The following is a 19788-nucleotide window of genomic DNA, read 5'->3' as shown; positions in this document are numbered from 1 at the left end:
CGGGGGTTCCCCCCGGACGGTCCGGCGAAACGTCTACTCGGGGCGGACGTCCTCGGGCGCCTTGTCCGGGCGCAGGCCGCGCCAGGCCGGGTGGCGCAGGTTGCCGTCGGACGTCCACTCGGAGAAGGTCACCTCGCCGACGAGGCGCGGCGTCACCCAGTGCGCGTCCCGGGCCGCGTCGCGGGGGACGTCCACGAACGGGGGCGTCTTGCGCTCGAGCCGGTTCAGGCGGCGCAGCAGGTCGTCGAGCACCTGCTCGCTGAACCCGGTGCCCACCCGGCCCGCGTAGTGCAGCCCCTCGTCGCCGGGGATGCCGAGCAGCAGCGACCCGATGGTGCCGCTGCGGGCACCGTTGCCGGGCCGCCAGCCGCCCACGACGACCTCCTGCATGCGCTGGTGCTTGAGCTTGAGCCAGGCGTCGGACCGCTTGCCGGGGCGGTACCGGCTGTCGGCGACCTTGGCCACGACGCCCTCGAGGCCCAGCCGCTTGGACTCCTCGACCGCCTGCTCGAGATCGCCCGCGAACGCCTCGGGAACCTGCACGACGTCGCCGTCGGGCACGAGCTCGCGCAGCAGCTCGCGACGCGCGGCGTAGGGCTCGTCGGTCACGTCGCGCCCGTCGGCGCGCAGGACGTCGAACACCTCGTAGCGCAGGTCGACGCCGCCGGAGCCGGCGTTCTGCAGCAGGCCGAACCGGGGGACGCCCTTCTCGTCGAGGGCGACGACCTCGCCGTCCAGCACGGTCTCGGGCAGGTCGAGGGCGGCCAGGGCGTCCGCGACGGCGGGGTAGTTCGCCGTGTAGTCCTTGCCGTTGCGGCTGGTGAGCCGGACCGCGTCACCGTCGACCGAGGCGACGATGCGGTAGCCGTCCCACTTCATCTCGAACGCCCACTCGTGGTCGTCGTCGACGTCGCCCGGCTTCGCCAGGGTGGCGAGCATCGGCTTGACCGTGGGCGGCGGCGTGCCCCGGCGGCCCTTGCGGGCACCGCCCTTGGGGGCGTCGGCGTGGGAGGCGCGGCTGGAAGCCTTGCGCCCGGCCCCGGACGGCTGGTCCTTCATCAGGTGGATGAGCCACTGGTCCTTCTTGCCCGACCGGCCGGTGCGGATCAGCGCGTAGCGCCGCGTGCCGCCGATGCCGCCGGGCTTCGTGCCGGTGAGGACGGCGATCACCTCGTCGTCGCGCCACTTCTCCAGCTCGTAGGTGCCGGTGTCCCAGATGGTGACCTCGCCGCCGCCGTACTCGGCCGAGGGGATCGAGCCCTCGAACGTCCCGTACTCCATCGGGTGGTCCTCGGTCTGCACCGCGAGGTGGTTCTGCTTGACGTCCGTCGGGACACCCTTGGGCAGGGCCCACGAGACGAGCACGCCGTCGTGCTCGAGCCGGAAGTCCCAGTGCAGCCGGCTGGCGTGGTGCTCCTGGATGACGAAGGAGAGCTCGCCGGTGGCCGAGCCCGGCATCGACTCGCCCTGGCCGGGCACCGGCTCGGGGGTCCGGTCCGGGTCGCGCTTGGCCCGGTAGACGTCCAGCTTGTCGGTGCCGGGCGGCGCAGCGTCGCCGTAGATGCCGGCCATCGGGTCGTCGCGTCCGCGCATCCGCTCGAGCACCTCGTCGAAGGTCAGGTGCCGCAGCTCGGGGTCGTCCAGCTCGTCCCACTCACGGGGGACGGCGACCGTCGGCCGCGCCCGTCCGCGCAACGAGTAGGGCGCGATGGTGGTCTTGGCCGCGTTGTTCTGGCTCCAGTCGACGAGCACCTTGCCGCCGCGCAGCGACTTCTTCATGGAGCTCACCACGAGGTCGGGCAGCTCGGTCTCCAGGGCGAGCGCCATCTGGCGAGCGAACTCGCGCACGTAGTCGGAGTCGTGCTCGCCGTCCAGGCCGGCGTACAGGTGGATGCCCTTGCTGCCGCTCGTGACCGGGTAGGCGTCCAGCCCGACGTCGGACAGGATCGCCCGGGCGTGCTTGGCCACCTCGACGCACTCGGGCAGCCCGGCCCCCGGGCCGGGGTCGAGGTCGACGACCAGCCGGTCGGGGTTGAGCGCGTTCCCGTCGGCGTCCACCCGCCACTGCGGGACGTGCAGCTCGAGCGCGGCGACCTGCGCCGTCCAGGCCAGGTCGGCCTCGCTGGCCAGCACGGGGTACTCGCTGACCCGCTTCTTGTGCTCGATGGTCACGCGGCGGATCCAGTCCGGCGCGGAGTCGGGCAGGTTCTTCTCGAAGAACACCTCGCCGGGGGACTCGGCGGTGCCCACGCCGTTCACCCACCGCTTGCGCGTCGCGACGCGGTCGGCGACGTGCGGCAGCAGGTGCGGCGCGATCTCGACGTAGTAGGCGATGACGTCCGCCTTGGTGGTGCCGGTCTCGGGGTACAGCACCTTGTCGGGGTTGGTCAGGCGCAGGTGGCGGCCCGCGATGCTGACGGTCTGCTTCGTCTCGGCCACGCGCCGAGTGTGACGCGCCGGCACTCGAGTCGCCACTGCATGCCCGGACACGCCACACTCGGTGCAAGCCGAGGGAAGGATGGCCATGCGGTCGATCTGGAAGGGCGCGATCAGCTTCGGGCTCGTCAACGTCCCCGTGCGCGTGTACAGCGCCACGCAGAGCCACGACGTCTCGCTGCACCAGGTGCACTCCACCGACGGAGGACGCATCCGGTACCAGCGCCGCTGCGAGATCTGCGGCAAGGTCGTGAAGTTCGAGGACATCGACAAGGCCTACGACGACGGCAACCGCACCGTCGTCCTCACCGACGAGGACTTCGCCAGCCTGCCGGCCGAGCAGAGCCGCGAGATCGACGTCGTCGAGTTCGTCCCCGACGACCAGATCGACCCGCTGCACTACGACAAGGCCTACTACCTGGAGCCGGACGAGAAGGCGCTCAAGGCGTACTCGCTGCTGCGCCAGGCGCTGGAGGAGACCGACCGCACCGCCATCGTCACGTTCGCGCTGCGCCAGAAGACCCGGCTCGCCGCGCTGCGCGTCCGCGGCGACGTGCTCGTGCTGCAGACGCTGCTGTGGCAGGACGAGGTGCGCGAGGCCGAGTTCGACGTGCTGCAGGGCTCGCCCAAGGTGAGCCCCAAGGAGCGCGACATGGCCGCCCAGCTGGTGGAGTCGATGGCCGCCGACTTCGACCCCGGCGAGTTCGAGGACGACTACCAGGTGCAGCTGCGCCAGCTCGTCGACGCCAAGCTCGAGCAGGGTGACAGCCTCGACACCGACGCCACCTTCGGCGAGCAGCCCGAGGAGTCCGGCGGCGCCGACGTCGTCGACCTCATGGAGGCGCTCAAGCGCAGCGTCGACCGGCGCTCGGCGGCCAAGCGCGGCGGTTCGTCCGGCTCCGACGACGACGCCGACGACGAGAAGCCGGCGACGCGGACGACCCGCAAGACCGCGGCCAAGAAGAGCGCGAGCGCCGAGAAGAAGGCACCGGCGAAGAAGACGGCGGCCAAGAAGACCGCCGCCAAGAAGACGCCGGCCAAGAAGACCGCGGCGAAGAAGACGTCCAGCACGCGCCGGACGGCGAAGGGCGCCTAGCTACTCGGCGACGACCCAGGACGCGACGTTCGTCCACGCCGAGCCGTCCTGGCGCTCGAGGTGGTGCGGACGGGTGCCGCGGCTCGGCCCGCCCTCCAGCACCCACCCGGTGAACCACTGGTCGGCCTGCTCGTCGCGGGCGTGCTCGGTGGTGGCCTCCACGGCCTGCTTGTCATCGATGATCCGGTACTGGGGCACCCGCGGATCATGCTCCTCGCGCCCCCCTCCCGCAAGCCCATCCGCTTCGTGTTGCCCGCCCCATGACCCCGTGTAACCGTGGCGAGGAGGGCCCGGTCCGTGGCCCCGAGGACTGTGCTGGGGGGCATCCGACGATGGTCGACGACACCGAGATCCGAGAGCTGCTGCACCAGGCGCGCACCGCGCCCGACCTCGGTCAGCGACGTCGCGCCGAGAACGAGGTGGTCGAGCGTCACCTCGGCCTGGCCCGCTCGCTGGCCGCCCGCTACGCGAACCGCGGTCAGGACATCGAGGACCTGCGTCAGGTCGCGCAGCTGGGCCTGGTGAAGGCCGTCCGCCGCTTCGACCCCGAGCGGGGCGACTTCGTCGGGTACGCCGTGCCGACCATCCTGGGCGAGATCAAGCGCTACTTCCGCGACGAGGGCTGGACGATCCGTCCGCCGCGCCGCATCCAGGAGATGCTGCCCGACATCGTCGAGGCGACCGCCCGCTTCCAGCAGCAGGACGCCCACGAGCCCACGACCGCGGAGATCGCCGCCGACCTGGGCGTCCCGGAGGCGGAGGTGCGCGAGGCGCTGACCGCGCGGTCGGGCTTCGCGCCGGTGTCGCTGGACGAGCGCGACAGCGACCCGGTCGACTCCACCCACGAGGCCTACGAGATGGTCGAGTCGCTCGCCACCCTCTCGCCGGCCTGCCGCGACCTCTCGCCGCGCGACCGCAAGCTGCTGTGGCTGCGGTTCTTCTGCGAGATGAGCCAGCAGCAGATCGCCGACGAGCTCGGGGTGTCGCAGATGCAGGTCTCGCGCCTGCTGCGCCGCCTGCTCGACGACCTGCGGACCGCCGTCACCGTCCCGAACGCGCCGAAGGCGGCCTGACCGGCTCCGTCCCGGCGGCCCCGCCGCGGACGTGCTCGAAGATCAGGTGGGTCTCGGTGCTCGCGACCACGGGGCGTCCGCTCACGTCCTCGACCAGCACCTTGCGCAGCGCCTCGGTGTCGGCCGTCGCCACGTGCATGAGGAAGTCGTAGGACCCCGAGACGAAGTAGACGTTGAGCACCTCGGGCAGCTGGGCGACGCTGCGGGCGAACGTCTGCAGGGCGCCGCGGGCGTCGGGCCGCAGCCGGACGGCGATCATCGCCTGCACCGGACGTCCCAGCCAGGCCGGGTCCACCTCCGCGTGCACCCCGCGGATGGCACCGATCTCGCGCAGCCGCCGCACCCGGTTCAGGCACGTCGACGGCGCGATGCCAGCCTGCTCGGCGAGCAGGTTGTTGGGGGTGCGTCCGTCGGCCTGGAGCAGGCTCAGCAGGTGCAGGTCGACCTCGTCCAGGCGGGGGCGAACATCGTTCGGCGGCAGGGTCACGGCCACTCGTCTCGCTCGAAGGATCATCGCCTGCGGGGTTGCAACGCGAAGATCATGCGGTCGTCACCCGCATGGCACGTCCGAGTATTCATCCTGGGACCTCTGGAGTCACGCGTCACGGAGGAGCGTCATGCCGCACAGCAGCCCGCGCAGGGTGGTCGTCGTCGGAGCCGGGATGGTCGGTCTGGCCACCGCCTGGCACCTGCAGGAGGAGGGCGTCGAGGTCACCGTCCTGGACCGCCAGGGCGTCGCCGCGGGCTCCTCGTGGGGCAACGCCGGCTGGCTGGCCCCCGCGCTCACCCTGCCGCTGAACGACCCGGCGATCCTGGCCTCGGGCATGCGCTCGATGCTGAAGTCGTCCTCGCCGGTCTACGTGCCGCCGACCGCGGACCCCCGGCTGCTCCGCTTCCTCGTCGGGTTCGTGCGGCACTGCACGCCCGGCCGCTGGCGCGCGGCGATGGAGGTCTTCAACCGGGTGAACGCGCACGCGCTCGACGCCTTCGCCCAGCTGGACGTCAGCGAGGCGACCAAGCCGGCCGAGCCGTTCCTGGCCGGGTTCGCCTCCGAGACCGACCGCCAGGTGCTCGAGACCGAGTTCGAGCACGTCCGCGAGTGGGGTGGCACGACCGACTACGAGCTGCTCACCGAGGACGAGATCAAGAAGCTCGAGCCGACGCTCGGGGCCGGCGTCACCCACGGCATCGCGCTGCACGGCCAGCGGTTCATCAACCCGGGCCGCTACGTGCACGCGCTCGCCGACGCGGTGGTGGCGCGCGGAGCCACGCTGCGCACGGACGTCGTGGCCGAGCGGGTCGACGACACCGGCAGCGTCGCTCGAGTCGTCGCGGCGGGTGGCGAGACGTTCGAGGCCGACCACGTGGTCGTCGCCACCGGCGCCTGGCTCGGCGGCCTCGTGCGGCCCCACGGGGTGAAGGCGATCGTCCAGGCCGGCCGCGGCTACAGCTTCACCGTCCAGCCCGAGGTCATGCCGACCAACCCCGTCTACTTCCCGATCCAGCGCGTCGCCTGCACGCCGCTCGGGACGCCGGACGCGCCCGCGGGCTTCCGTGTCGCCGGGATGATGGAGTTCCGCAAGCCCGACGCCGCGCTCGACCCGCGCCGCGTGAAGGCCATCGTCGACGCGGCCCGCCCGATGCTCACCGGTGTGGACTGGGACGCGCGCACCGACGAGTGGGTCGGCTCGCGTCCCTGCACGGTCGACGGGCTCCCGCTGATCGGACGCACCCGGTCGCCCCGCGTCTCGGTCAACGGCGGCCACGGCATGTGGGGCATCGCCCTCGGCCCGTTGTCGGGACGTCTGCTGGCCCGCGACGTCACCGGTCGCGAGACCGACCCCGTGCTGACGTCGTTCGACCCGCTGCGCTGAGCGGGGGGCCTCTCAGCCGGTGAACCGGCGGCGGTAGGACGTGGGCGTGGTGCCGTAGGCGGCGACGAAGTTCTGCCGGAAGGTCACCGCGCTCCCGAAGCCGCACGCCTGGGCGACCTGGGCGATCGCGAGGGTGGTGGTCTCCAGCAGGCGCCGGGACTCGTCGAGCCGGCGGGCCAGCAGCCACCGGCTCGGCGTGGTGCCCGACGCCTGGAGGAAGCGCCGCGTGAGGTTCCGCCGGCTCATGCTGGCGTGCGCTGCCAGCCGGTCGAGCGACAGGTCCTCGTCCAGGTGGGCGAGCGCCCAGTCCAGCGTGGGTCCGAGCCGCCCGGTGTCGTGGCTGTCGGGGACGGGCCGCGCCACGTACTGCGCCTGGCCGCCGTCACGGTGCGGGGCGACGACGAGCTGTCGCGCCACCGCGCCGGCCGCCGCCGCGCCCAGCTCGGACCGGACGACGTGCAGGCACGCGTCGATGGCCGACGCCGTGCCGGCGGACGTGAGGACGTCCCCGTGGTCGACGTAGAGCTCGTCCGGGCTGACGGCGACGTCCGGCCTCCGGGCCGCCAGGTCGCGGGCCGCGCCCCAGTGCGTCACGGCGCTGCGTCCGTCGAGGATCCCGGCATCCACGACCGGGAAGGCGCCGAGGCAGAGCGCCATCACGCGGCCGCCTCGCGCATGGGTGTCACGCACGAGCGTGCGCAGGGTGCCGTCGGTGGCGGGCAGGTCGTCCGGCCACGAGGGGAACACCAGCAGGTCGGCCTGCGCGACCTGCTCGGGCCCGCCCACGCCGTCGACCGTGAGGCCCTCCGCCGTGCGGATGCTCGAGCCGGACGGGTTCCAGGTGGCCACCTCCCAGCCGGTCGCGAGTCCCTGCCGGCCCACCTCGCCGAACACGAGCAGCGGGACGGACAGGTGGAACATCGTCATGCCGTCGAAGGTGTGGACCGCGATGCGCATGATGGCCCGATCTCATCGAAGGTGGTCGTGGGAGACACTCACGGTACCCGGGTGGCCCGGCGCACGATGGGAACGACCACGCACCGTGAAACCCGAGGAGTCGCCATGACCACCCCCAGCCGTGCCCTGATCGTCGTCGACGTGCAGCAGGAGTACTTCGACGGCGTGCTGCAGATCCAGCACCCGCCGCGCGACGAGTCGCTCGCGAACGTCCTGCGTGCCGTCGACGTCGCCGAGGAGCACGGCATGCCCGTCGTGGTCGTCCAGCACGAGCTGCCCGAGGGGGCGCCGGTGTTCGCCGTCGGGTCGCCCAGCTGGAGCCTGCACCCCGACCTGGAGCAGCGGGCGCACGCGGGCTGGAAGCGCGTCACGAAGGACAAGGGGAGCGTGTTCGCCGGCACGGACGTCGCCGCGTGGCTCGCCGAGCGTGACGTCGACACCATCACGATCGTCGGCTACATGACGAACAACTGCGACATCGCCACCGCCGTGGACGCGGAGGGTCTCGGACTCGCCGCCGAGGTGCTCAGCGACGCGAGCGGCTCGCCGCACCTGGCCAACGAGGCAGGCAGCGTCACGGCGCAGCAGCTGCACGAGACGCTCATGGTGCTGCTGCACTCGAACTTCGCCGCGGTCGCGACCACCGACGCGTGGACCGAGGCGACCGCGCAGGGACGCGCGCTTCCCAAGAGCGACCTCGGGAGCTCGGCCGCGCAGGGCCGCGCGGCGCTCGTCGGCTAGAGGGCCGGGTCAGGCGGGGACGGGGGCGTCCGTGCGTCGCTGCAGCAGACCGCGGGCGTCCGCCTTGCGCTCGAACACCACGCTCACGAACGGCGGGATCGCCGACAGCCCGGCCAGCACCGCGACCTTGAACGACCAGCGGAACTGGCGCCAGGCGACCAGGCACATGACGGCGTAGGCGACGAAGACCGCGCCGTGGACCGCGCCCATGACCGGGACGCCGCCCTCGATGCCGCTGTGCGGGTCCTCCTGCACGACCCACTTGAAGAACATGGCGATCAGCAGACCGCCCCACGAGAAGGCCTCGGCGATCGCGACGACGCGGAAGGCGGTGCGGGTACGGGACGGGGCTGACGCGCTCACGCCGCTACCGTAGCGGCGTCATACAACCGAAACCCGGTCAGGGGATGATGGCGCCATGGCCTTCCTGCTGCGCGTGGAGCTCCCGGACGTGCCGGGCTCGCTCGGCGTGCTGGCGAGCGCCCTGGGTGCTGCCGGCGCCGACATCGAGGCGCTCGAGATCGTCGAGCACCGGCCCGACGGCACCGCGCTGGACGACGTCCTGTGCGAGCTGCCGCCGCAGATCATGCCCGACGCCCTGGTGACCGCCTGCCACGAGCTCGAGGGCGTGCGGGTCCACTGGATCTCGCGCTACAACGCCGGTGCGAGCCTCTCGCTCGACCTCGAGGCGATCGAGCGGTTCACCGAGGACCCGGACCTCGCGCTCGCGCGCCTGGTCGAGGTGCTGCCCGACACGTTCCGCGTCGACTGGGCGATGATCGTCCACCACCGCGAGGGCCGGCTCGAGGTCCGCGAGGAGTCCCTGTCGGCGCCCGAGCTCGTCCCCGCGTGCGAGGAGTGGCTGGGCGTGGCGGCCGCGACGCTGCTGCCGGACGTCCCGGCGTGGGACTCCACCGTGCTCGCCGGCGCTCCGGGCAAGGACCGTTCGGGCCGTCCCTTCGTCCTGGTGGTCGGACGGCACGGCGGCCCGGCGATCCTGCCCTCGGAGCTGGCCCGGCTCAACCACATGGTCTCGCTCGCCGCCTCGGTCCAGTCGGTCTAGACGGACCGAGGGCCGCGACGGGTGTCGCGGCCTCCAGTCGGTCTAGACGGACCGAGGACCGCGACGGGTGTCGCGGCCCTCGGTCGTGGCGGTGCTGGTGCGGCTCAGCGGAGCCAGCGCGTGTAGCGGTGCTTCGTGTGCGCCCAGTCCTGCTTCACGTGGCGGTCCGAGCCGTACCACGAGCTGGCCGCCACGCGGACCTTGCTCGGGTCGCCCAGGCAGCTCAGCGGCGTCCTGACGGTGACGGTCTTCGCGCGGGTCTGGTAGGTCACGGCGCGTCGCTCGCCCAGGTCGTCCAGGCAGCTGCCCCACCGGCGGTCGTTCTCGCTGCCGTTCCAGCTGCGGGTCTTGCTGAAGCTCTGGTCCACGTCCTGGATCATGACGCGGTGGTCCGGCCGTCCGTTGCCCTTGGTGTCGATGTACAGCTCGACCGGGTTGGAGCGTTCCCCACCGGGCTTGACGACCTTGCGGAAAGAGACCTTCGTGACGAGCATGTCGTCGGTCTTCGTGACCTTGAAACGGGTGATGTCGGACGTCGCCGGAGCATCGCCGGCCCGGTCCTTCAGCCAGTAGTAGTCGTCGGCCTGGGCGGTCGCCGGGACGGCGACCAGGAATGCGCCGGCCACGAGGGTGGACAGCACGGAGCGGATGCGCATGATCGTTCTTTCTCTCGGGACTGCCAGGCAGCCACGTTGTCGTTGATGGCTGAACGCTAGGTCGCGAAAGTCCTTGCGCTATCCCGCGATGCTGGGAAGTATCCCCACCTAGGCGACGACGTTGTCGACGGTCTAGACGGCGTCCGTCGCGGGGCGGCGGCGCGCCTTCACGACGGCGACGCCGGCGGTGCCCAGGCCCGCCACGACGAGCACGAGGCCGGCGATGTTGTCCCACCGCGGTCCCGACGCCCAGTCGTTGTACTCGTTCATGCTCTCGATCGTCACCGGGCAGTCGTCCTGGTCGCCGTCGGCGAAGCCGGACGACGGCGCACCCTCGGGGGCGCAGACGAGGTCGGGCTCCCCGGGCGTCGGCATCACCATGAGGACCACCCCCAGCACGACCATGACGGCTGCTGCGGCGAACAGGACCTTGGACTTCTTCATGCGCCCTCCTTGGCACGACGACTCCGGCACGCGGACGCTACTGGTCGGCGACGCCGCCCGCACGACGAGAGGGGCTGGCCGGTCGCGCGCCGGATCGGCGGCTCTCCGCCACGGGGCGGAGCGCTATCGCTAGGGTTCATCCGTCGTCGTCGCCGTCCGGGCGGTCGACGTGGGAGAGGGGTTGAGCCGCGGGTGCCCACGCGCGAGGTCGTGCCGCCCGCCGTCGACGTCCCCGGCGGGGCGCCGCGCACCCTTCCCGAGCCGGCCCCGGTCATCCTCCTGGTCGAGGACGACGCCGGAGACGCCCTGCTCGTCGAGGAGCTGGTGGCTGACGCGGGCTCGTCCATGACCCTGACCTGGGCCCGGTCGATGCAGGACGCCGAGCAGCAGCTCGCCGACGGGCTGGACCCCGACTGCGTCCTGCTGGACCTGCACCTGCCCGACGTCCGGGGGCTCGAGGCCGTCGCCCGGGTCCAGGCGCACACCGCGACCGCGGCCGTCGTCGTGCTGACCGGCCTGGCCGAGCAGAGCACCGGCCTCGCGGCCGTGGCGGCCGGCGCGCAGGACTACCTGGTCAAGGGGCGCGTCGAGGCCGAGCTGTTCGCTCGCGCGATCCACTACGCGATCCAGCGCAAGCAGGCCGAGCAGGCCGCCGCCGCGCTGCAGGCCAGCCAGATCCGCGCGCAGGAGAACGCCCGGCTCGAGCGCGGCCTGCTGCCCAAGCCGATGCTGGCCTCGGCCGGCCAGGTCCGCGTCGCGGCGCGGTACCGGCCGGGCCGGGCGCAGAGCGTCCTGGGCGGCGACTTCTACGACGTCGTGCAGACCGACGACGGCACGATCCACGTCCTCATCGGCGACGTGTCGGGCCACGGCCCCGACGAGGCCGCCTTGGGCGTCGGCCTGCGCATCGCGTGGCGGACGCTGGTCATCAGCGGTGCCACCGGCGACGAGCAGCTGCAGCTGCTGGAGCGGGTGCTGGTGGCCGAGCGGACCAGCGCGGAGGTGTTCGCGACGCTCACCAGCATCGAGCTCGACCCCGACCGCCGGCACATGCGGGTGATGCGGGCCGGGCACCCCGGGATGATCCTGCACCGGCGCGGCGGCGCGGACCTGCTGGAGGTCGAGGGCGGTCCCGCCCTGGGCCTGCTCCCCGGCGAGGCCACCTGGCCGGTGGTCGAGCACCGTCTCGACGCGGGCACGGGCATCGTGCTGTTCACCGACGGGCTGTTCGAGGTGCGCACCGGTGAGCGCGAGCGGCTGGGCGAGCAGGGCCTGCTGGAGCTGGCTCGCGAGGCGTCCGACCTGGCGCCCGAGGAGTTCGTCGACCTGCTCGTCTCGCGGGCCGGAGAGCTCGCCGAGGACCACGGCGGTCTCGGCGACGACGTGGCCGTCATCCACGTCCGGTGGGCCCTGCCCGACGGGAGCGACGCATGATCCCCCGCTCCTGGCGCGTCCGCGTCGGTCGGCTCACCGTGCCGGCGATCTTCGCCACGGTCCTCGCGGTCGTCACGGTGCTCGTGCTGGCCGGCGGAGGCGTGGTCGCCTACCTGGTGCACCGCACCGCCGTCGCCACCGACGAGCTCTCGGTCCGCATCCAGCCCGCGCGCGCCGAGGCGCTGCGCCTGCAGAACGCCCTGGTCAACCAGGAGACCGGTGTCCGCGGCTACTCCACCACCGCCGACCGGCAGTTCCTGCAGCCCTACACCGATGGCCTCGAGGCCGAGCAGATGGCCGTGGAGCGGATGGTCGAGCTCGTCGGCAACCACGACGACCTGGTCCAGGACCTCGACGAGATCGAGCAGGCCGCCGGCCGCTGGCGCGCCGAGTACGCCGAGCCGCTCGTCGCCGGCGTGACGCCGGGCGAGCCGCGCGCGGCGGACGAGCGGGCCGCGCGGCGCGGCAAGGAGGTCTTCGACCGCATCCGTGCGCTCTTCGACGACCAGAACGCGGCCTTCGACCGTGCTGTCGAGGACGGCCGCGCCGACCTCGTCCGCATCCGCAACATCCGCAGCTGGGTGCTGCTCGGGGTGGGCGTCGCCTTCCTGGTCGCCACCGCGACCCTCGGGGTGCTCGTCCGTCGTCTCGTGATCCGGCCCATGGACCGGCTGCGCACCACCTCCGAGGAGGTCGCCGGCGGCGCGTTCGACCGGTCTATCGACCTGGACGGGCCGCCGGACGTGCGGGCCGTGGCGGGCGCGGTGGAGGCCATGCGCCGGCGCATCGTGCAGGAGCTGGACGGCTCGTTGGCCCAGCAGGAGCGCCTGGAGCGGCAGACGGCCGCGCTGGACGCCCAGGCCCTGGAGCTGCGCCGCTCGAACAACGAGCTGGAGCAGTTCGCCTACGTCGCTTCGCACGACCTGCAGGAGCCGCTGCGCAAGGTCGCGTCGTTCTGCCAGCTGCTCGAGAAGCGGTACGGCGACGAGCTCGACGAGCGCGGCAAGCAGTACATCGACTTCGCCGTCGACGGCGCCAAGCGCATGCAGGTGCTGATCAACGACCTGCTCACGTTCTCGCGTGTCGGCCGCGTGGCCGACACCAGCGAGCCGGTCTCGCTCGACACGGCCCTGGACGGCGCGATCGCCAACCTGCAGGCCGCGATCGAGGACTCCGGCGCCCAGGTGACGCGGCCGGCCGCGCTGCCCGACGTGGTCGGCGACCCGACGCTGTTCGTGATGCTGTGGCAGAACCTGGTCGGCAACGCCATCAAGTTCCGCCGGCCCGACCGCACGCCGGCGGTCGAGATCACCGCCGAGGCCCACGACGACGACGGCACCCCCGTGTGGGAGCTCGCCGTCACCGACAACGGCATCGGGATCGACCGCGAGTTCGCCGACAAGGTGTTCGTGATCTTCCAGCGCCTGCACAGCCGCGAGTCGTACTCGGGCACCGGCATCGGCCTGGCCCTGTGCAAGAAGATCGTCGAGCACCAGGGCGGTCGCATCTGGATCGACACCGACCACACCGACGGCACCCGGTTCCGCTTCACGCTGCCCGTCGGCCCCCAGTCCACCCCCGTCACGGCGTCCGCGCCCGACGCCGCAGAAGGAGCCCGCGCATGAACGAGTCCACCCAGCCGATCGAGGTGCTGCTCGTCGAGGACGACCCGGGCGACGAGCTGATGACCCGCGAGGCGTTCGAGGACAACAAGATCCGCAACACGCTGCACGTCGTCCGCGACGGCGAGCAGGCGCTCGACTTCCTGTACCGGCGCGGCGCCCACGCCGACGCGCCGCAGCCGGACCTGATCCTGCTCGACCTCAACCTGCCCAAGTACGACGGCCGCCAGGTGCTCGAGAAGATCAAGTCCGACCCCGATCTCGCGCACATCCCGATCGTCGTGCTGACCACGTCCAGCGCCGAGGAGGACATCCTGCGCAGCTACAAGCTCCACGCCAATGCGTACGTGACCAAGCCGGTCGACGTGGAGCAGTTCATCGCCGCCGTCCGCCAGATCGACGAGTTCTTCGTGACGATCGTCCGGCTCCCGAACCGGCGGTAGCGCCGGTCGTGACTCCCTCGCCCTCCTCGCGGCGTGGCCGCGGCGACGCGGGCACGAGCCTGCGCCTGCCGTTCGCCGCGGCGAGCGTGGGCGCGGCCCGACGTCAGCTCGTGGCGAGCCTGAAGGCCGCCGGCGTGCCCGACGAGGTGGTCTCCGACGCCGCGCTGGTGGTCAGCGAGCTCGTCACCAACGCCGTGCGGCACGGGCGGCCGACGGCGTCGGGACACGTCGACGTGAGCTGGCGCGTCAAGGGCGGCCGCGTGCGGATCACCGTGGTCGACCAGGGCCGGGGCGCGAAGCTCGCCGCGGAGCCGCGCACGACCGACCGCACGGGCGGCCGCGGCCTGGCGATCGTCGAGGAGCTCTGCGACTCCTGGACGACCGACCACCGCGGCGGCGGCCTGCGCGTCATCGCCGAGCTGCGCTACGCCTAGCGGCGCGCGCTAGGTCAGCCCTTGGCGGGGGCTCGGCCGGGCTTGCCGGTCGGCACGTGGTTGCTGTGCTGGCGGCCCAGCGCCTCGACCTCGCGCTCCATCTGCGGCACCAGGGGGCCCACGACGCGGCGCAGGTAGGGCCACGCCGCCCGGGACGTCACGAACGCCTTGCTCCACGCCGCCGCGGCGACCTTGCCGGGCACGTAGACGCGGGTCTCGCGCCGGGCCATGCCGCGCAGGACGAGCTGCACGGCGAGGTCGACGTCGGCGGTGCCGTTGGCCGGCCAGGGCATCCGTTGGCGGGCCTGCTTGAACGACGGCAGGTCGTCCTCGGCGCCGCGGACGATGTCGGTGTCGACCCAGCCGGGGTGGCACGAGCCGACGGTGATGCCGAGATGGGCGACCTCCTGCCGCGTGGCCACGGCGAGGTTCTCGGCGCCGGCCTTGCTCGCGGTGTACGCACCGAGCCCCGCCGCGGGGGTGAACGCGGCCAGCGACGAGACGACCAGGGCGTAGCCGCGGGTGCGCTCCAGGTGCGGGATGGCGTGCTTGAGCGTGCGGAAGACCCCGTTGAGGTTGATGTCGACGACGCGCTCGAACGTCGCGTCCTCGGTCTGGCGCACGGTGCCGTAGGAGGCGATGCCGGCGTTGGCGAGCACGTGGTCGAGCCGGCCGAAGTGCGTGGCGGCGGCGTCGATCGCGGCCTTCAGCGAGGCGCTGTCGCGGACGTCGGCCTCCCACCAGGCGGCGGCCGGGCCGAGCTCGTCGGCGAGGGCGGCGAGGCGGTCGGGCTCGAGCCCGACCAGGGCCACGCGCCCGCCCCGCTCGACGTAGCCGCGGGCCACGCCGGCGCCGATCCCGCGGGCGGCGCCGGTGACCAGCGCGACCTGTCCGTCGAAGCGTTCGGTTGCAGTCATGGGGGCACGGTACCCGTGACATCGCGAATGTGCCACCGTCGATGTCACATAGCGTCCGGTCCTCGGACGGGTGGCCCAGGTCACAGGGGCGTGCCCTGCGCAGCGGCTACGGTCACCACATGTTGATCGCGGTCGTCGCAGAGACGAGTCCCGGCGAGACCCGGGTCGCGGGCACCCCCGCGACGGTCCGCCAGCTCATCGCGCTCGGGTACGAGGTCGTCGTCGAGGCCGGGGCCGGCCGCCACGCCGACTTCCCCGACGAGGCCTACGCCGAGGCGGGGGCCCGGGTCGTCGACGCCCAGCAGGCCTGGGCGGCCGACGTGGTGCTCAAGGTGGTCGCGCCCAGCGAGGCCGAGATCGAGCGGCTCGCCGAGCGGGCGACGGTCGTCGGCATCCTCGCCCCGGCGCAGAACCCCGAGCTCGTCGAGGCGCTCTCGCGGCGTCCGATCACGGCCCTCGCGATGGACGCCGTGCCGCGCATCTCGCGGGCGCAGTCGATGGACGTGCTCAGCTCGATGGCCAACATCGCCGGCTACCGCGCCGTGGTCGAGGCCGCGCACGAGTTCGGCCGGTTCTTCACCGGCCAGGTGACCGCCGCGGGCAAGGTGCCGCCGGCCACCGTGCTGGTCGCCGGGGCCGGCGTGGCCGGCCTCGCCGCGATCGGTGCGGCCAGCAGCCTGGGCGCCGTCGTCCGCGCCACCGACCCGCGTCCGGAGGTCGCCGACCAGGTGCGCTCGATCGGCGGCGAGTACCTGGCGGTCGAGGTCGAGGAGCAGATGGAGAGCTCCGACGGGTACGCCAAGGCGACCAGCGAGGCGTACGACCGACGGGCCGCCGAGATCTACTCCGAGCAGGCCCGCGAGGTCGACATCGTCATCACCACGGCGCTCATCCCCGGCCGTCCGGCACCGCGCCTGCTCACCGCCGCCGACGTCGCGAGCATGAAGCCCGGCAGCGTCGTGGTCGACATGGCCGCCGCGCAGGGCGGCAACGTCGAGGGCAGCGTCCCCGGGCAGAAGGTCGTCACCGACAACGGCGTGACGATCCTCGGCTACACCGACCTGGCGGGGCGCCTGCCCGCGCAGGCGTCCCAGCTCTACGGCACCAACCTGGTGAACCTGCTCAAGCTGCTCACGCCCGAGAAGGACGGCCGCCTCGTGCTCGACCTCGAGGACGTCGTGCAGCGCTCGATCACCGTGGTGCACGAGGGCGACACCCTCTGGCCGCCCCCGCCGGTGCAGGTCTCGGCCGCGCCGGCCGCGAAGCCCGCGGCCGCGGTGGAGCCGCCGCCGGCCAAGCAGCCGATGTCCACCTCGACCAAGCTCGGGCTGGCCGTCGCCGGCCTGGTCGCGTACTTCCTGGTCGTCGCTGCGGCACCTGACCCGCTGCCGCAGCACTTCACCGTCTTCATGCTGGCCGTGGTCATCGGCTACTACGTCATCGGCAAGGTGCACCACGCGCTGCACACGCCGCTCATGAGCGTCACCAACGCGATCAGCGGGATCATCGTCGTCGGCGCCATGCTGCAGCTGGTCGACGACGACGCGGTGATCCGCACCCTCGCGTTCGCGGCCGTGCTCCTGGCCAGCATCAACGTCTTCGGCGGCTTCGCCGTGACCCGACGCATGCTCAGCATGTTCTCGAAAGGCTGACCGCCCGTGGACGTCTTCAGTCTCGCCACCGCGGCCTACGTCGTCGCCGCACTCCTGTTCATCCTCAGCCTCGCCGGGCTGAGCAAGCACGAGACCGCCCGCGGCGGCCTGTCGTTCGGCATCGCCGGCATGGCGCTCGCGCTCGTCGCCACGTTCATGGTCGTCGTCGACGTCTCGGCCGACCGCGACGAGGTGCTGCCGGTCGTGCTGCTGCTCGTGGCCGTGGTGGCCGGGGCCGCGATCGGGCTGTGGCGCGCGCGCATCGTCGAGATGACGCAGATGCCCGAGCTCATCGCGCTGCTGCACAGCTTCGTCGGTCTGGCCGCGGTGCTGGTCGGCTGGAACGCGTACCTGGAGTACCGCGACCGTCACTGGCGCCTGGGCGACCTGGCGGGCGTCCACGACGCCGAGGTGTTCATCGGGGTCTTCATCGGCGCGGTGACGTTCACCGGCTCGATCGTCGCGTTCCTCAAGCTGTCGGGGCGGATGAGGTCGAGCCCGCTCATGCTGCCGGGCAAGAACTACCTCAACCTCGGCGCGCTCGGCCTGTTCGTGCTTCTGACCATCTGGTTCGTGGCCGACCCCCACCTGTGGCTGCTGGTGCTCGTGACGCTGCTGGCGCTGGCGCTCGGCTGGCACCTGGTGGCGTCCATCGGCGGCGGCGACATGCCCGTCGTGGTCTCCATGCTGAACAGCTACTCGGGCTGGGCCGCGGCGGCGTCCGGCTTCCTGCTGAACAACGACCTGCTCATCGTCACCGGTGCGCTGGTCGGCTCGTCCGGTGCGTACCTGAGCTACATCATGTGCCAGGCGATGAACCGCTCGTTCATCTCGGTCATCGCCGGTGGCTTCGGCATCGAGGCCGGGCCGGCCGACGACACCGAGTACGGCCCGCACCGCGAGATCGACGCGAGCGACACCGCCGAGCTGCTCAAGAACGCCGGCACCGTGGTCATCACCCCCGGTTACGGCATGGCCGTCGCGCAGGCCCAGTACCCGGTCGCCGACCTGGTCCGCAAGCTGCGCGAGCGCGGCGTGGACGTGCGCTTCGGCATCCACCCGGTCGCCGGTCGCCTGCCCGGCCACATGAACGTGCTGCTGGCCGAGGCGAAGGTGCCCTACGACATCGTGCTGGAGATGGACGAGGTGAACGACGACCTCGCCGACACGTCCGTCGTGCTGGTCATCGGCGCCAACGACACGGTCAACCCGGCCGCGGCCGAGGACCCGTCCAGCCCGATCGCCGGCATGCCGGTGCTGCGGGTGTGGGAGGCCGAGAACGTCGTGGTGTTCAAGCGGTCGATGGCCGCGGGCTACGCCGGCGTGCAGAACCCGCTGTTCTTCCGCGACAACACCCAGATGCTGTTCGGCGACGCCAAGGAGCGGGTCGAGGACATCCTGCGCGCGCTCTGAGGCGGGTCAGGCGGTGACGGGACTCCGGCGTCCGGTGCGCCAGGCGACGATCGCGGCGGCCAGCGCGAGCACGAGGACGGCCAGGGCCGTGGCCAGCGCCGTCCGGAAGCCCGCGTCGCCGCCGTGCTCGGCCGTGACGACCTGGTAGACGGTCATGAGCAGCGCGGCGCCGATCGACGAGCCGATGCGCTGGCCGGTCTGCAGCGCCCCGCCCGCGGCCCCGCCCATGCGGGGCGGAACCTCGCTGAGCGTCAGCGTGATGTTGGGGCTCACGACCGCGCCACCGCCCAGGCCGGCGAGGAAGAGGAACGGCGCGAGCGCCCACACCAGCTCGTCGGTGGTGCGGCCCGGCCCGACGGCCGCGGCCGCGGCGACCGCGGCCATCATCGTCGCGAGCGCCACCACGGTGAGCGGACGCCCGACCCGGTCCACGAAGCGCCCGGCCAGCGGCGACGAGATCGCCGAGCCGACCGCGAAGGGGGTCAGCAGCAGCCCGGCGTGCAGGGCGCTGACCTCGCGCGAGTCCTGCAGCCAGACCGACGCGGTGAGGAAGACGCCGGTGAACCCGGTGAAGTAGAGCGTGCCGATGAGCATCCCGCTGCCGTAGCCGGGCAGACGGCGCAGCAGCTCCAGGTCGAGCAGCGGCGCGTGGCCGCGACGCACCAGCCGGCGCTCCCACCGGCCGAACGCGTAGGCGAACAGCGGCACGCCGACGAGCAGGACGAGCGGCAGGCGGCGTCCGGCCTCGATGCTCACCAGCGGGTACAGCAGGCACACGACGCTGAGGCCGAGCAGCACCGCGCCGGCGACGTCGATGCGGTCGGGGGTGCCGTCGTCCTCTCGGGGCGGGACGAGCCGCGCGACGGCCACCATGGCCACGAGGCCGATCGGCACGTTGATGAGGAACAGCAGCCGCCAGCCGAGGTCGGGACCCGCGGCGGCGATGATGAGCCCGCCGAGCAGCGGCCCGGCGGCCGACGCGATCGACACCGTCAGCCCGAAGTAGCCGAACGCGCGGCCGCGCTCGGCGCCGGAGAACAGCTCCTGGATGAGTCCCGAGCTCTGCGGCGTGAGGATGCCGGCCGCGGCGCCCTGCAGCAGGCGGGCCACGATGACCAGCTCGGCGGTGGGCGCCAGGCCGACGGCGGCGCTGGCCAGCACGAAGCCGACGAGCCCGCCGAGCATGAGTCGCCGGCGCCCGTAGGCGTCACCGAGGCGTCCGCCGGCGACCAGCGTGAGACCGAACGTGAGCGCGTACCCGGACACGACCCACTGCACCGTGGACGCCGAGGAGTCCAGCCCCGACTGGATCGAGGGGATCGCGACGTTGACGATCGTGACGTCCAGCAGCGACATGAACCCGACCACGAGCGTGACGGCCAGGATGCGCCAGCGCCGGGGGTCGGGGGTGTCGGCCGTGCAGGGGACGCCGGTGTCCAGGGCCTCGTCGCTCACCCCCACACTCTGGCGTCCCGGCGCAAGCCGTGCACGGCGGCCCCGCGTCCACGGGCCGTCGCGCCCCTGCGCGTGGCG

The 19788-nt window shown here is 72.6% G+C and carries 20 protein-coding genes; 11 read left to right on the top strand and 9 right to left on the bottom strand.

The genetic code is table 11. From position 1 onward, the window contains the following. Positions 1–33: 33 nt before the first annotated feature. Complete coding sequence (locus HGAM_RS02515) at positions 34–2439, bottom strand: ATP-dependent DNA ligase (protein ID WP_019143896.1); 2406 nt, start codon at positions 2437–2439, stop codon at positions 34–36. An 85-nt stretch (positions 2440–2524) separates the two neighbouring features. Here HGAM_RS02515 and ku point away from each other — a divergent pair, with 85 nt between their 5' ends. Continuing rightward, positions 2525–3532 (top strand): non-homologous end joining protein Ku, encoded by a 1008-nt coding sequence (gene ku / locus HGAM_RS02510; RefSeq protein ID WP_019143895.1) that lies wholly within the window; start codon positions 2525–2527, stop codon positions 3530–3532. Here the strand turns inward: ku and HGAM_RS02505 are convergent, their stop codons facing one another. Continuing rightward, positions 3533–3730 carry a hypothetical protein gene (locus HGAM_RS02505; RefSeq protein WP_019143894.1) on the bottom strand — a complete coding sequence of 66 codons (198 nt, stop codon included), beginning with the start codon at positions 3728–3730 and terminating at the stop codon, positions 3533–3535. A gap of 134 nt (positions 3731–3864) precedes the next feature. Here HGAM_RS02505 and HGAM_RS17330 point away from each other — a divergent pair, with 134 nt between their 5' ends. Continuing rightward, the gene (locus HGAM_RS17330; RefSeq protein ID WP_019143893.1) at positions 3865–4605 is read left to right on the top strand and encodes a sigma-70 family RNA polymerase sigma factor; all 741 of its coding nucleotides are present in this window, start codon (positions 3865–3867) and stop codon (positions 4603–4605) included. Here the strand turns inward: HGAM_RS17330 and HGAM_RS17325 are convergent. Beyond that, the gene (locus HGAM_RS17325; RefSeq protein ID WP_019143892.1) at positions 4574–5092 is read right to left on the bottom strand and encodes an Lrp/AsnC family transcriptional regulator; all 519 of its coding nucleotides are present in this window, start codon (positions 5090–5092) and stop codon (positions 4574–4576) included. The two genes, HGAM_RS17330 and HGAM_RS17325, sit on opposite strands and share 32 nt — an antisense overlap. A gap of 130 nt (positions 5093–5222) precedes the next feature. On the opposite strand from HGAM_RS17325, the gene HGAM_RS02490 reads away from it, so the two are divergent. Then, positions 5223–6479 carry an NAD(P)/FAD-dependent oxidoreductase gene (locus HGAM_RS02490; RefSeq protein ID WP_038951496.1) on the top strand — a complete coding sequence of 419 codons (1257 nt, stop codon included), beginning with the start codon at positions 5223–5225 and terminating at the stop codon, positions 6477–6479. A gap of 12 nt (positions 6480–6491) precedes the next feature. On the opposite strand, the gene HGAM_RS02485 is transcribed toward HGAM_RS02490, so the two are convergent. Continuing rightward, entirely contained in the window at positions 6492–7436 is a 945-nt protein-coding gene (locus tag HGAM_RS02485) for a GlxA family transcriptional regulator (RefSeq protein WP_019143890.1), read from the bottom strand. Between the two features lie 105 nt (positions 7437–7541). On the opposite strand from HGAM_RS02485, the gene HGAM_RS02480 reads away from it, so the two are divergent. Continuing rightward, the gene (locus tag HGAM_RS02480) at positions 7542–8177 is read left to right on the top strand and encodes an isochorismatase family protein (protein WP_019143889.1); all 636 of its coding nucleotides are present in this window, start codon (positions 7542–7544) and stop codon (positions 8175–8177) included. A 9-nt stretch (positions 8178–8186) separates the two neighbouring features. Here the strand turns inward: HGAM_RS02480 and HGAM_RS02475 are convergent, their stop codons facing one another. Beyond that, positions 8187–8540: a DUF3817 domain-containing protein gene (locus HGAM_RS02475; RefSeq protein WP_019143888.1), complete on the bottom strand. Its 354-nt coding sequence runs from the start codon at positions 8538–8540 to the stop codon at positions 8187–8189. Between the two features lie 55 nt (positions 8541–8595). Here HGAM_RS02475 and HGAM_RS02470 point away from each other — a divergent pair, with 55 nt between their 5' ends. Further along, the gene (locus HGAM_RS02470) at positions 8596–9240 is read left to right on the top strand and encodes an ACT domain-containing protein (protein WP_019143887.1); all 645 of its coding nucleotides are present in this window, start codon (positions 8596–8598) and stop codon (positions 9238–9240) included. A 104-nt stretch (positions 9241–9344) separates the two neighbouring features. Here the strand turns inward: HGAM_RS02470 and HGAM_RS02465 are convergent, their stop codons facing one another. Then, a complete protein-coding gene (locus HGAM_RS02465; RefSeq protein ID WP_019143886.1) occupies positions 9345–9896 on the bottom strand; it encodes a DOMON domain-containing protein in 552 nt (183 codons plus the stop codon). Between the two features lie 132 nt (positions 9897–10028). Continuing rightward, entirely contained in the window at positions 10029–10340 is a 312-nt protein-coding gene (locus HGAM_RS02460) for a hypothetical protein (protein WP_019143885.1), read from the bottom strand. Positions 10341–10532: 192 nt separating this feature from the next. Between HGAM_RS02460 and HGAM_RS17320 the strand changes: the two genes are divergently transcribed. From HGAM_RS17320 to HGAM_RS02440, 4 genes are read left to right on the top strand one after another with little or no spacing between them, the layout of a single operon-like run. Continuing rightward, on the top strand, positions 10533–11774 hold the full coding sequence (locus HGAM_RS17320; protein ID WP_019143884.1) for a PP2C family protein-serine/threonine phosphatase: 1242 nt from the start codon (positions 10533–10535) through the stop codon (positions 11772–11774). Next, positions 11771–13399, top strand: a complete 1629-nt coding sequence (locus HGAM_RS02450; RefSeq protein ID WP_019143883.1) for a sensor histidine kinase — start codon at positions 11771–11773, stop codon at positions 13397–13399. The genes HGAM_RS17320 and HGAM_RS02450 overlap by 4 nt, the downstream gene beginning before the upstream one ends. Next, positions 13396–13839 carry a response regulator gene (locus HGAM_RS02445; protein ID WP_019143882.1) on the top strand — a complete coding sequence of 148 codons (444 nt, stop codon included), beginning with the start codon at positions 13396–13398 and terminating at the stop codon, positions 13837–13839. The genes HGAM_RS02450 and HGAM_RS02445 overlap by 4 nt, the downstream gene beginning before the upstream one ends. Before the next feature lie 8 nt (positions 13840–13847). Continuing rightward, entirely contained in the window at positions 13848–14273 is a 426-nt protein-coding gene (locus tag HGAM_RS02440) for an ATP-binding protein (RefSeq protein ID WP_019143881.1), read from the top strand. Positions 14274–14287: 14 nt separating this feature from the next. Here the strand turns inward: HGAM_RS02440 and HGAM_RS02435 are convergent, their stop codons facing one another. Next, complete coding sequence (locus HGAM_RS02435; RefSeq protein ID WP_019143880.1) at positions 14288–15190, bottom strand: SDR family oxidoreductase; 903 nt, start codon at positions 15188–15190, stop codon at positions 14288–14290. Positions 15191–15309: 119 nt separating this feature from the next. Between HGAM_RS02435 and HGAM_RS20220 the strand changes: the two genes are divergently transcribed. Together HGAM_RS20220 and pntB are read left to right on the top strand one after the other, a co-directional pair. Continuing rightward, positions 15310–16842: a Re/Si-specific NAD(P)(+) transhydrogenase subunit alpha gene (locus tag HGAM_RS20220; RefSeq protein ID WP_019143879.1), complete on the top strand. Its 1533-nt coding sequence runs from the start codon at positions 15310–15312 to the stop codon at positions 16840–16842. A 6-nt stretch (positions 16843–16848) separates the two neighbouring features. Continuing rightward, positions 16849–18255 carry a Re/Si-specific NAD(P)(+) transhydrogenase subunit beta gene (gene pntB, locus HGAM_RS20215; protein ID WP_019143878.1) on the top strand — a complete coding sequence of 469 codons (1407 nt, stop codon included), beginning with the start codon at positions 16849–16851 and terminating at the stop codon, positions 18253–18255. 6 nt (positions 18256–18261) lie between these two features. On the opposite strand, the gene HGAM_RS17315 is transcribed toward pntB, so the two are convergent. After that, entirely contained in the window at positions 18262–19710 is a 1449-nt protein-coding gene (locus HGAM_RS17315; RefSeq protein ID WP_019143877.1) for an MFS transporter, read from the bottom strand. Positions 19711–19788: the final 78 nt, after the last annotated feature.

Origin of the sequence: Aeromicrobium massiliense JC14 (genome assembly GCF_000312105.1) — a bacterium.
GTDB classification, from domain to species: domain Bacteria; phylum Actinomycetota; class Actinomycetes; order Propionibacteriales; family Nocardioidaceae; genus Aeromicrobium; species Aeromicrobium massiliense.
Note: the sequence above shows the minus strand (reverse complement) of the source record. Positions and strands in the feature narration are given on the sequence as shown.